Raw genomic sequence first — 11,543 nt, forward strand, 5'->3', positions numbered from 1 at the left:
CGTCGCGAAAGGGCTGCAAAGCAGCCCCGGCGATCTTTCATTTCAATGCGATTTACTCTTGGCGATCTCGATATCGTTCATCAGCGCCTTGGCCATATCGCACAAGTAATCAGCCGCCCCCAGGAGCTTATGGTCATCCTCCATATCCCCCTCGCGCACCAGGTGCTTGATGTAGCCCATCAGGATCGAAACATGCTCATAGGCCGCATCGACCGGGATGCCGGGCTGTACGCGTAGTAGGTTGAGGGAGGGGTTACCGGCTGCGAGGAAGGTTTCCACGCCTGCGGTGGTGATTGGCTTGGGGCTGCTGGGATCAGTATTGATCGTTTTCAATTTTCAAACTCCCTAGTTCAGAGGAGTTGCCGTGTTCATTCTTTCCCACGGAACAAAGGCGGCAACCGTGCACGAGGTGAGAAACCGAGTGAACATAGGAAGCCCGGCCAGACCAAGGTCTGCACGCGCACGGTCGCCATTACGCAGCCGATACGTTCAAAGTCGGGTTCTCACACCCGGTCGCCAGAGCGACCCGAAAACGGTATCCGTGAGCCACTTCCCCGACAACAGCGATACTTCGGCGGCGCGCGTAGGATACTTCCTAAGCAGCCAAACCCTGAAGCGCCTGGCCCCATGGTTCAGAATTACCTTACACAGATTGCAGCCGCTTACGCGGCCCTTGCGGGAACGGGCTCACCCGCGAAAAGGCCCTGACAGGCAACACAAGGCTAATACCCCGCCCTCGCAACCGTGTATGATCCCTCCCCCAAATCCTTAAAAAGTGACGTCGCGCGCTGCCCGCCAGCCCCGCGACCTTCTGGCGTTGCGCCAGAACCGACAGTGGACCAACGGACCTGACCATCGTGACCCAAGCCAAACCCCTCGCCTTGCTAACCCTCGCCCTGGCCCTGACCGGCTGCGCCAGCGGCACCGCGCCCCACGCCAACAGCAACCTGGGCTGGAACCACCCCGGCATGCAACTGGGCGGCGACAACGGCCTGCCCCTGCGCACCGAAAGCCCCTGCCGCAAGCGCGGCTGCGACAACGACAAGCTGTTCTTCAACCCGGGTAAAAGCGAGCCGAGCGTTACCACGATCCACCGCGGCTGGTAGGAAAATTCTCCTTTTGGGCCGGTGACTTAGGTCTTTTGCGAACATTCGCAACGAAGTGGTTTACAGGCGCCAAACGATCGTTATAATGACGCCCCATTGCCGGTATAGCTCAGATGGTAGAGCAACTGACTTGTAATCAGTAGGCCCCGGGTTCGATTCCTGGTGCCGGCACCATATAAATCAACGACTTAGGCTCACCTCACGGTGGGCCTTTTTCGTTTTCGGGCCATTCACTTCTGAATTTTCCCCGTTCGTTCCCCGTTTCGTCCCCCACCCCCTTCAGGAGCTACCCTCCCGAATGAGACTGCTCAGTGCTCAGTGCTCAGTGCTCAGTGCTCAGTGCTCAGTGCTCAGTGCTCAGTGCTCAGTGCTCAGTGCTCAGTGCAAGATGGTAGGCGCAGCGCAGCAGAAAAGTGGCGATGCGAGGGGGGTTGTGTATAGCCATTGTTTAAGCGATGCCCAGAGGGTGGTGTATAGCCGGGCACCACCACCCCGGAACGGTGGGGTGGCGCTTCACCATCCAACGATCGTGGCTGGTCGCCGGCGGGTGTTGCGATCTGACAGCAACCCCTTGCTCAAGCAGATACCGGAAAATTTGCCGGGATCTACAGCCCCATCTGCCTGATGATCCTGCGCGGCTCCACTCCATCGCGAAGCGCCCGGTTGGCGTCCATGGTCATCTGGTCAAGCGCCTTGCTCTCGAATGCCTCGGCCATGGCGGCGGCCTTCCTGACGATCAGTAGCGCCAGCTCAGGCGGGAAGGTGATCGGTTCTGGGTCGGGTAGGTAGTCGCAGTCGATAACGGACATGGGGCGGCCCTCGATGTGGTGGCGCCTGATTATCTGATAACTGCCCAGCATCCGGGTAGTTTGCACCAGGTCGCCCCGCCACCTGTTCCTGCCTGCTGCCAGGCCTGCTTGGTTCTCGCGGACGGCGGCGGTCGTACTTGCCTGGCTCTGTACCGCGTCGAGAGCCGCTCCACCGTGTCGGTTTCCACACAGTGGAGCGCGTCGAGTCGATCGATATTGGTAGTTTCGTTGTGGTGGTGACCATGGCCCGCGGCGCAGGGGCGAGTCACCTCGGCCCCCCTTCACTGGCCCGGTATGTCAGGTTTTGTCAGGTTCCAGACCGCCCGATTTTCCCTTGACGAGTACGCCCGGGAATTCTTGACGGCCTCCGCTCCCACAGGTCAGTCGCGTCTAGCGCCAGCTCTTGTACAGCAAGGCTTACAGCCAATCTTGCTCAAGCGCCAGCGGCCCAATCCGTCAAGACTGGTCAAGAATTTCCGTCTAGAGCGGGTCTAGAATGCGGGCCATTCTGGACGGCGCGAACGGACGTAGCTCAATCGAGAGCCCTAGGCTCCAAGCGTGCCGCTGGCTTCCCGGCATTCTGCCTGCTGGTGCTGGCGCTGATCCGTCCAGAGCCTGTCCAGAATTCGGGCCTCGGCATTAGACGGTAGTGCCCGTGCCAACCCATCACGCATAGGCCCAGGCCAAGCCCGTCGAGCGCATCAGGGCGGCGGTGCTGGTCGACCACCGTCTAGTGCTGGTCTAGTTTCTTCTGACGATTCTGGACGACCATGTGGCCGGAGCAGGCCACGACAAGATCGGCGGCCCAGGTGCCACGACCCATAGCGCCAGCACCACCACGCAAAGCCTGCGCCGATCCGTCCAAAGCGGTCCAAAATCCGTCAGGGGTCTGTCAGGGGTACGACCCTCGACTTTGACGGCCTCCAGCACCGGGAAGACCTCAGACGCCCGGCCACAGGGCTACTGCTATCCGTCTGGCCCACGCTCCGTCAAAGCGTGATCAAACAAGCGCCCAGCACCGCCGACAATGTGAGACGGCGCCGGCCACCAGCTTTACCGGCACGGCCTTTACCGGCAGGCCCTGGCGCATTGCCTTAAACGCCCATGCCATGCTGGTTCCGTCTCATACCTGTCTCACATTCGGGCCCGGTAAAGCTTGGTGATGTTTTACGCTTGCGCGGCGATCTTCCGCTTGGAATTCGTCTGGAAACGGTTGCCTGAAATTGGGGACTGATAAATATCCTCATCGAGGAATCTTAGTAACGCCTTAAGACTCTTCTTGTCCCCTGGGAAGACGAGCTTCATTTGCCCGGCTTCATCATAAACACCTATATCAATGTCAAACCCAGCAGCTGCAATACGCAGATCCTGTGGCGTGCAAGCATCGAGAATACCTTCCTGATTAATGAAGGTGACCTTCTTGCGTATCCAGTTATCGATATTGGCATCAAGCCAACTGGAATCAAAGCCATGAAACTTATCAGGATTGAAGAAGTTTTCTACCTCTTCCTTAGTGCTTTCATGATAATAGGCATCCATATCGAAAAGCCGCCGAGCATTGTGAAGGCTAACGAATCGAAGTTCGGTAGGCGAGTTCTCAGCAACCCCTTGAGTGAGTATTGCGGTGGGCTTGTTGTCTAAGGCGATACCTATCCCATCTAGTCGGCGGAATGTATTCTTGTCATAAAAAATTGAGAACCTTCCTGTGGCTATTGCTTGACGCTTATCGAAAGCTTGGACGACTACTGTTGTAAATCCATTTTCAGTGAAGCCTCCAAACAGACCTTTGATTACACCCAGCCCTTGCTCTGAGGGCTGCCAAGTGTCTGCGTTTTCTGGCTCCCGTACAGCGGCGATCAGTCCGTCCAGATCATCGAAGCCATCTATCAGAAGTACCTCATCGTCATCAGGTCGGTAGCGCGCATCAAAGGCAACGTCGGTTTTGTTGCTAATGAATGCTTGAGCCTGTCGGCGAAGCTCCGCCTCGATATCGGTTTGAAGCTCGCCACTCGTAACAACTCTAAGGATACGCGGCGTTGTTCCTAGCAAAACAAAAAGATCCATCCTTTGGCTCCTAAGATGACTCAAGCACTGTGTGCGACGTTATGTAACTTACTTTCCCAATATCTGCTGGCTTACTAATGACTTTCTTCGTAACAAGCAGAAGGTTCCCACCATTATTTAGCTGGACCTCATAGAACTTATACCCGCAGATTGCCAGCACCGGATTCGCGTAGAAGGACTTAGACACCCAAATGAACACAAAAAACATCAGCGCAAAAAAAGCGAAAGTAAAGGGCTCAAGAAAGTACTTCCCCCCACCTAGCACCGGCAACATGTACGCCACAAAGTATCCCGAAATTTCTTTGTCGGCGGGTTTTATAGAAACGGCGGTGACGGTAGTTTTGTTGAGTTTTGCGGCTGAAGATATAATTATCTGATGACAAACCGCACAGAGCGACAACGAACAAAATAGTACAAACAATGACCACAGCTTCTGGTCATGGCTTTGATAAAGCAAGAACGAGAGCGTTAAACCGATTGGCGCAATCGTTGTCACTACGAGCGCGAATTTCATGAGGATGCTAAGCATGATCAGCCCTTCCACCGCCGTGCGCGAGCGCGCCAGCGACTCTGTTGGATAGAGCTAGCATAGTAAAGCCTTTTACTGGATATACATACAGCATAGAGCTATCCCTCGCCCCTTTCGCCCCAATACTGTTACCTGCTAAGGCAGGATGTCAAATTGCCATGCTGTGCTCAGGCCCGCGCATAGCGCAGTTGCTGACTATGGGGCGAACATGACCTCAGCGCATCCACCCACCCAGCGGCACGCTTTTACGCATTGGAACCTGAGAAAACCTGAGATCGGATCAGCTGGCGCTGGGCGGCGGGCATTGTGGTTTTCATGTGGTCTTTCGATTCAGGGCGCACCGGACCGGTTGCCACTGACTAGGCTGCAATACCGTGGAAACCAGAGTGGAAACCAGCGCCTGGAAACCTCAACATTTCTCAACAGGCAGGCCGCCCAGGTTCGCACGGAAGGTTCGCGCATAGGGGGCTGCGAACCTGTAGCGCGAACCACCGGTGCGAACTGACCCAGTATCAACGCCAGAATGCGTACCAGCAGTGCGTACCTGGCTGCGCACCACAGCAGGATCACGCACCGCGCTTGCGTGAAGATCGTGCGTGACGGACTGCGCGAAACGGGCCAGGTATCCAGCAGGATCAATCCAACTCGTGGATACCAGGGTGGATACCGGCTGATCTGTTCCGCGCCGGCGACCTGGCCAGACGTTGACGATGTTGACATCAGAACGGCCCGGCGCCGCCATCCGAGCGCCTGCCCTGTTAGCAAATGTTAGTCCCTGGCCGGGGCTGGCCAGTCCTCGATGCGACCGGCTAACGATCAATCCTTCACTTGATACCGCATTCAGCTAGCGCCTTGTTGAGCGACTGGTCGAGGGCGTATTCACCGGTGGTGCTGGCAGCCTGGTTCAGGCCCAGTGTCCGATAGATCAGCACTTTCCCGGTCTTCATCTGCGACAGGATCTGCTGGGCCTTCTCCCCGGTGGCGGCAGTGAAGGGTGACATAGCTTGAGCCGAAGCCTGCAAGGCAGTCTTGTAGGTCTTCTCCAGCATTTCTTGCTGCTTCGCGTCCCCACCATAGGCCTGCATGGCTTTCAACTGCCCCTCGGGAACATAGTCGACTGGCGTTTCACCTGTTGCGATGGTCCAAGCTGGATTTTGGTCGATCCTGATTTGCACATCCCCTACTGGAATCTTGAAGCGTCCACCGCTCCGAATTCCTACTCGCAACTCTCCATTCGCCGATTCGATGTATGGGTAGTAGTGGTTGGAAACGGTATACACGCCTCCGCCGGTGTAGAAGCTGCCCACGGTAACGCCACAGGTAGATTTGTCGGTGAACTGGTCGGTGTCACGGACTGTAATCCACTCGACTGATGGCCGTTGACCAGTTGCGCAACCGCTCAACGCAAGCGCGAGCAGCAAAATGGCAGGTGCTTTCAATTTCACGTTCCTTGTTCAGAGCAGGGTGTGCGGCCAATTGCCAGCGGGCAATATAACAGGCAACTGCCTGGCGCGCGCCAGGTCGGCGAGACAGACGATATGGTCCCAGTGAGACGGTTTGGTCTGTCTCGCGCCACGATTTCGTGAGGTCGCATTTCGTGGCGCGGGCTTTTGCTGGCGCTCACAGCCGGACCGTATGCCTAGCCACCAGACCGTCCCATTGGCAGAATGCCACGACCCTACCCGCCAGCGAGAAATGGACTTTATGAGAAAGGCACTTGCCCTCCTGCCCCTGTGCTTGATCCTGACGGCCTGCGACAAGGTATCGTCGGCCCTCGGCATTGGTTCGCCATCCCAGGCGCCAGCAGCAACTGTCGGCTACGACTTCGAGATCAACAACACATCACCTGACCAAGCCCTGAAGACGTGGTGGCGCTACCTGGACACAGAATCTGCCATTGGATTGGCGCGCTGCGAGGCTTATACCAGAGAGCACGCTGGCGACTTTGACGTGGCAAAGGTGGCCACGGGTGAAGTGGAACAGTCGGTGAAGAGCCGTAACTCGGTCTGTTCTACATCGGTCTATGACCGAGAGATCTTGGAGGTCAAACAGGAAACCGAAACTAGGGCAGTCGCGCTAGTCAAGATCATCAATGCCACCCCATCCAGCGCCAGCCGAACGATCGAGGATGAGAAGCGGCGCAATCGTGGCGAGCGTTTCAGATACCTGATTGAGAATACTGGGGGTGGATGGAAGGTATCTCAGGTGTATCAGTACGATGACACCAGCCGCTACACCGGTGGGTCTGATTGGCCGAAGCAGTACACGCCGCATGTTGAGACTTACCAGACCTATGTCTTCGGAAACCAGTGACTCAGCACTAGCGACTGAGCGCACACGTCCCCGAGCTTAGAGAAGCCGCCCCTCCAGGCGGCTTTTTCATTCCTGATCAGCTCGGCGGTGACCAGGCCTTGCTGCCGGGGGCCATGACCGTTTTCATCATCCGCTCAAGGGATGGTGCGGCACCTATACGCCCCATCTGTATGTAGTGAGCGGGGTTCTGCTCAAAGCCCGGCAACAGGGCGGCTGTCGCCAGTGTGACCGCCTCCATCATCTCCTCCAGCAGAGCCCGCACGGCCTGGGCGTCTGGCTGAGCCGGCATCATCAGCATGAACTGATTGGTGATCGTGTCGCTGACCGCAGTAACCAGCCGTGCGCGTTCGTCATTGTTCATCATCGTCTCCCTTGGATAGCTCGCCACGTTGCGCCGCCACTCGTGAGGGTCTTCCGCTCATTTGCGGCGATCTCCGAGCGGATCAGATTGACGATCTGGGGGCCCAGTCGGCGCCCCAGTTCTGCGTCACCCGACACCTCTGCGGTTCCATCTCTACTGATCTTGATATTCACCACTGGCGCAATACCACCGCCCCCTGCGCCCCCGCCGCCAGCTCCGGCTATTTGCTGAGGCACTGCCATCGGCGTGATCGAATTGGTCCCGAGCGGGGTAATGCTCCCGCCCTCGTTGCCCATCATCAAATAGGTGCGCCCGTCCTGATTGAGCAGCTCAGGCCCCAGCTCGTTGACCTCGTACAGAGAGTTTGGCGCCACTGGACCACCAGAAGCGCGACCACCAGAAACAAACCCTCCCTCACTGAACCCGCTACGGCTGACGGTGGTGCCGCCCCCGCCGAACACCGACCCAGCGAACGAGCCGATCACACTTCCAGCCAGCCCGGCCAGGGCCTGGCGCGCAGCAATGCGGGCGATATCTGCCAGCACTGCCTTGGTGAAGTCAGCGAAGGACGCCTTGCCCGTCATGGTGAACTGAACAAGAGCATCTTCCATCCCTTGGAACGTCCCCGTGACGACGGTCTGCGCCTGGCCGGCGAAGTCCCTTGCGCTGTCCAAGTAGTTCTGGAAGCCAGAGCTGACCCCGCTGCGCCATTCGCCTTGGGCGGCAGTCATCTTGTCGTAATTCGACACCACGGTGTCACGGTACTTGTTCTCTGCCGCCTCAAGGTCGGTCAAATCCCTCCGGTAGTCTTCAGCACTGTACTTGTCTGGCGCTGTACGACGCCGATCAAGGAGGGTGTCACGCTTGCGGTTGAACTCATCCGTCACGCCATCCAGATCGCGCTGTAGCCCTGCCTGCCGATCACCTAGACCCAAGCTCGCAGCCGCTCGATCACCTGCCGTTACCAGCGCCTGGCGCTCTCGTTCGAGTTGATCGACGAATGCCTTGGACGCAGCAATCTGCTGCTCTTGGCGACCTCGTTCGCTTGTGGCCAATACCGCCAGCTCTGAATCGGCCTCACGCTGGGCGCGAACCATTTCGGAGCGCGCTTTGGCGATCCGCTGGTCAAGCTGAATGCGCTGCTCACCGGTCGTAGAGGCGCGCCCTTTGGCCTGCTCAAGCGCCTGGATTTCCTCCATGTAGGCGCCTGTCACGTCATCTCGCTGGCGCTTGGCCAAGGCCACCCGCTGGGCGTACACCGCCTCCTGCGAAATCACGCCAGCCTTCTGGATCGCGTTCAGTTCCTTCGCGTACCCGCGATAGTCGGAAAGGATTGTGGCCAAGGCGTTTCGGGAGTCGCTCACCTCCGTCATGTTCACCGGTGTGCTTCTTCCCGGGGTCGGCTTGTATTTGTCGCGTTCCTGCTGCTTCAGCGTTTCGACCTGGGCGTCAGTAACCGTCAGTCCGTCAGCACGCGCCTTGGCCACAGCCCGGTCGACCTCCTCCAGCGCCTTCTTGAGCTTTTCCGCCTTTGGGGCGGTTTTATCGAGCTCGTCCTGAATCCACTTGTAGGCTATCTGTCCTTCCGTGCTCACCACACCAGCAGCAGGCTTCGAGAGGCCTTCTATTTCGGCCAGCGAAGCTCGCCACTCCTTCAGCTTTTGAGGGTCATAGTTCCCCTCGGTACGAAGGTCCTTACGGATGTTCTCCATGGACTGGATTCGCAAGCGCAGCCGATCCGCGGTGTCATCCAGGGTCGGCTCACGCCAAACGCCTTTGATTCCATCCCACATCCGGCTGGCCGCCGTGCCGATTTCATCGAACAGCTTCGGCAGGCCGCTCATTTCCTCCCTGATGAGTTGTGCGCGCCGGGTCATGGTTTCCCCGAACTGCTCGGTGATCAGCTTCACCGCCTCGGTTTTCTCGCCCTGATCGACGAGTGCGCGGGCCTGCGCCAGGGTGGCAGCAGTCAGCCAGTGGTACCGCCTGTTCAGCTCCTCGGCGGCCTTCACCGGGTCATCCGCGATCTTGCGGAAATCTGCCAGCGTCTCGTCCACCGCACGCCCCGTCGCCTTCTCCATCTCTAGCGCCGTAGTGGCAACAATCTTGAAGCTCTCGCCGGCGAGGTCGCCTGCGCCAGCGATCTGCGCCAGCACGGACGCGGCAGCGCCAGTGGTGCCCACTGTGTTGCTGATCTGCCTGGCCAACTCCGTCAGCTTCGCCCCTGATGTGCCGGCGTAGTTGCCTGTGAGGATAATGGCCTGATTGAACGCATCCTGCTCCCTGCCGGCCTGGTAGTAGGCCACACCGAGAACACCTACAGCCGCAGCCGCCGCATTGAACGGTGTCACCAGGCCGGCGACATAGCCGCCCATCGCACGGGCAGCGGCGCCTGCCCCACCGAACGAGTCTTTGACCTGGGAGCCCTGTTGAAGCAGCACGCTCAGCGGAGATTGGCCGGCTTGTAGGCTGATCACCACGTCCGAGAACTGCGCCGGCAGCATCCGCATTGCCGCGGCGGTCTGCTTCGCGCTCATTCCGGTTCTGCCCAGGGCGGTATCCACGCCGCCCAAGGCAGTGCGTGCCTGGTCCAGCTTCGTCTTGTATTCGGCAAAGGTATCCGCATCGAGCGCGCCGGAGGACCGGTACCCCTGTAGCTTGCGCTCCATATCATCCAGACGCCCCAGGGCAGCCACTGTCGGGTCAATCTTGCCCAACAGTTCACCCAGCGCCTTGCTCTCGTCGCGCTGTGCTGTCGCTGTCGCCTTGGACGCAGCCGCCAGACGATCCTCGTTGGCCAGAATCGCCTGCGCTCTGCTGGCGATGGCGGCCTGCCGACTGGCCCTGTCCGACAGCACCGTGTTTGCCTGGCGGGTGATATCGACAGTCTGCTGAGTGGCTCGGTTTAGCGTCTGGACGTACTCGCTGGCCTCCAGCGAGGCCTTTGCCATACCAAGCAGGCGGGCCTGCTGTTCCTCCGCGCTATCTGCAGATCGGCGCGCAGCTTGCGCGGCTGCGTCATTTGCAGTCGACAGCATGGTCTGGGCTTGGCCAGCCTTCTCAGCGCCGGCGCGCATGGCCGCCATGTTGGCCGCCGCGCCGCTGAACGCCGTGGACGCTGTGGTAACCGCATGCCCCACAGTGATCATCTGCTGCGCCAGTTGGGCTTGCTTCTGGTTGAGCTGCTGAAGCTCAACCACGATCTGGCGGGTGTCACCCTGCAGACTGCCCAGCGCGGACTCCCAGGCGCGGCCAGTGCGCCCAGCCGACTCCTCGCTGCGCTTACCGGCATCTACCAGCTTGTCTAGATCGGTGGCTGCCTGGGTGGCGTCAGCGCTGTCTATCCGTATTCCAAGTTCGGCAATGGTCGTCATAAACCCTCCTACACCTTGTCTTCCGCAACGATTGAGGCAGAGATGATCGCCCCGCCCCAGCGCCGTTCGCCGATGCAGATCGGGACAGGGTTGCCGCTGGCGGTGGTGTTTCGAGCGCTGCCGAAGGCGTAACTTGGCAGGTTCTCTGGCGCTCCGCTTTGGGACAGACCTTTAGCCTGGGGGCTAAGCATCTGGATGACTCCCCCGATAGCCATAGCAACGCCGGTCTGAACCATCCAAGGCTGCTGAGCAACTACACCAACCACGATCAAAACCGCTGCCAGCACAGTCTGCAGAACACCGCCGCGTTTACTGCCGGCGATGACAGGCACGATGCGTACCTCTCTAGCCCCTCCGCGGTCGAACTCATCCGCCCCAACGTTCTTCCGGTTCCTGAAAATCGCAAACCTCATGCCTAGGGCCTCAAGTCGCTTGATCTCCCGTTCAAAGCCTTCCAGCGTTGCCTTCAAGGCACGGAACACCTCCCAGGTGTTTTGGCTGTCCAGCAGGTAATCCTTCTTGCGGAAGAACTTCCGAATCAGCGGGCCCGACAAGTACACAGTGGTCATCTCTGGGGTACTACGAACAATAGCGGCCATCGTTATTTCTCCTCTGCGCCAGCGGCGCTTGATTTGGGAACATCGGCGCCGATCAGCTCGGCAAGGATCATGCGAGCAGCCATCGCATCCTCTCGGATGGCCTTTTCTCGTCGTGGATCAGGGTTCCAGGCTGCGCAGTGAAAGGTCACCTCGGCACGGGCGCACTTGCGCTCTGGTGTTGCTTGCCAAAGCTCCGTCGCTATCCTTGCCTCGTCCTCGGTGAAGTAAGGGCCGTCGAAGTCTTTACGCCCTCCCTTCACAATGTCGCTCACGTTCCAGACCTTGTAGCCAGCCACCATTGTTGGGTGCTCTTCAAAGTCCGTGATCTTGCTTGCCTCAGCAAAACGCTCTCGGTGGGTGGGTCGTGGAATTGGTTCTGTCATGCGTA

General features: G+C 58.8%; 11 protein-coding genes and 1 tRNA gene. 3 read left to right on the forward strand and 9 right to left on the reverse strand.

Going from position 1 to position 11,543, the window contains the following annotated elements; all coding sequences use genetic code 11:
• Positions 1-42 precede the first annotated feature (42 nt).
• Positions 43-333 (reverse strand): DUF3077 domain-containing protein, encoded by a 291-nt coding sequence (locus PM2_RS18515; RefSeq protein WP_028699082.1) that lies wholly within the window; start codon positions 331-333, stop codon positions 43-45.
• Positions 334-857: 524 nt separating this feature from the next.
• On the opposite strand from PM2_RS18515, the gene PM2_RS18520 reads away from it, so the two are divergent.
• Entirely contained in the window at positions 858-1,106 is a 249-nt protein-coding gene (locus PM2_RS18520; protein ID WP_016714488.1) for a hypothetical protein, read from the forward strand.
• Between the two features lie 98 nt (positions 1,107-1,204).
• Positions 1,205-1,280, forward strand: a tRNA-Thr gene (locus PM2_RS18525).
• A 431-nt stretch (positions 1,281-1,711) separates the two neighbouring features.
• On the opposite strand, the gene PM2_RS18530 is transcribed toward PM2_RS18525, so the two are convergent.
• The 4 genes from PM2_RS18530 to PM2_RS18545 form a co-directional block, all read right to left on the reverse strand.
• The gene (locus PM2_RS18530; protein WP_028699083.1) at positions 1,712-1,915 is read right to left on the reverse strand and encodes a hypothetical protein; all 204 of its coding nucleotides are present in this window, start codon (positions 1,913-1,915) and stop codon (positions 1,712-1,714) included.
• Between the two features lie 1,167 nt (positions 1,916-3,082).
• Positions 3,083-3,979, reverse strand: coding sequence for a hypothetical protein (locus PM2_RS18535; protein ID WP_028699084.1), 897 nt, complete (start codon positions 3,977-3,979; stop codon positions 3,083-3,085).
• A 10-nt stretch (positions 3,980-3,989) separates the two neighbouring features.
• On the reverse strand, positions 3,990-4,508 hold the full coding sequence (locus tag PM2_RS18540) for a KwaA family protein (protein WP_028699085.1): 519 nt from the start codon (positions 4,506-4,508) through the stop codon (positions 3,990-3,992).
• An 824-nt stretch (positions 4,509-5,332) separates the two neighbouring features.
• The gene (locus PM2_RS18545; protein ID WP_224457954.1) at positions 5,333-5,953 is read right to left on the reverse strand and encodes a hypothetical protein; all 621 of its coding nucleotides are present in this window, start codon (positions 5,951-5,953) and stop codon (positions 5,333-5,335) included.
• Positions 5,954-6,212: 259 nt separating this feature from the next.
• Here PM2_RS18545 and PM2_RS18550 point away from each other — a divergent pair, with 259 nt between their 5' ends.
• On the forward strand, positions 6,213-6,821 hold the full coding sequence (locus tag PM2_RS18550; protein WP_154670324.1) for a hypothetical protein: 609 nt from the start codon (positions 6,213-6,215) through the stop codon (positions 6,819-6,821).
• Between the two features lie 76 nt (positions 6,822-6,897).
• On the opposite strand, the gene PM2_RS18555 is transcribed toward PM2_RS18550, so the two are convergent.
• From PM2_RS18555 to PM2_RS18570, 4 genes are read right to left on the reverse strand one after another with little or no spacing between them, the layout of a single operon-like run.
• Positions 6,898-7,182 (reverse strand): hypothetical protein, encoded by a 285-nt coding sequence (locus tag PM2_RS18555; RefSeq protein ID WP_028699088.1) that lies wholly within the window; start codon positions 7,180-7,182, stop codon positions 6,898-6,900.
• Positions 7,182-10,556, reverse strand: coding sequence for a phage tail tape measure protein (locus tag PM2_RS18560; protein WP_051564695.1), 3,375 nt, complete (start codon positions 10,554-10,556; stop codon positions 7,182-7,184). The genes PM2_RS18555 and PM2_RS18560 overlap by 1 nt, the downstream gene beginning before the upstream one ends.
• Positions 10,557-10,564: 8 nt before the next feature.
• Positions 10,565-11,155 (reverse strand): tail assembly protein, encoded by a 591-nt coding sequence (locus PM2_RS18565; RefSeq protein WP_028699089.1) that lies wholly within the window; start codon positions 11,153-11,155, stop codon positions 10,565-10,567.
• A gap of 2 nt (positions 11,156-11,157) precedes the next feature.
• Complete coding sequence (locus tag PM2_RS18570; protein ID WP_028699090.1) at positions 11,158-11,538, reverse strand: hypothetical protein; 381 nt, start codon at positions 11,536-11,538, stop codon at positions 11,158-11,160.
• Positions 11,539-11,543: the final 5 nt, after the last annotated feature.

The organism is Pseudomonas monteilii NBRC 103158 = DSM 14164, from assembly GCF_000730605.1.
Taxonomy (GTDB): domain Bacteria; phylum Pseudomonadota; class Gammaproteobacteria; order Pseudomonadales; family Pseudomonadaceae; genus Aquipseudomonas; species Aquipseudomonas monteilii.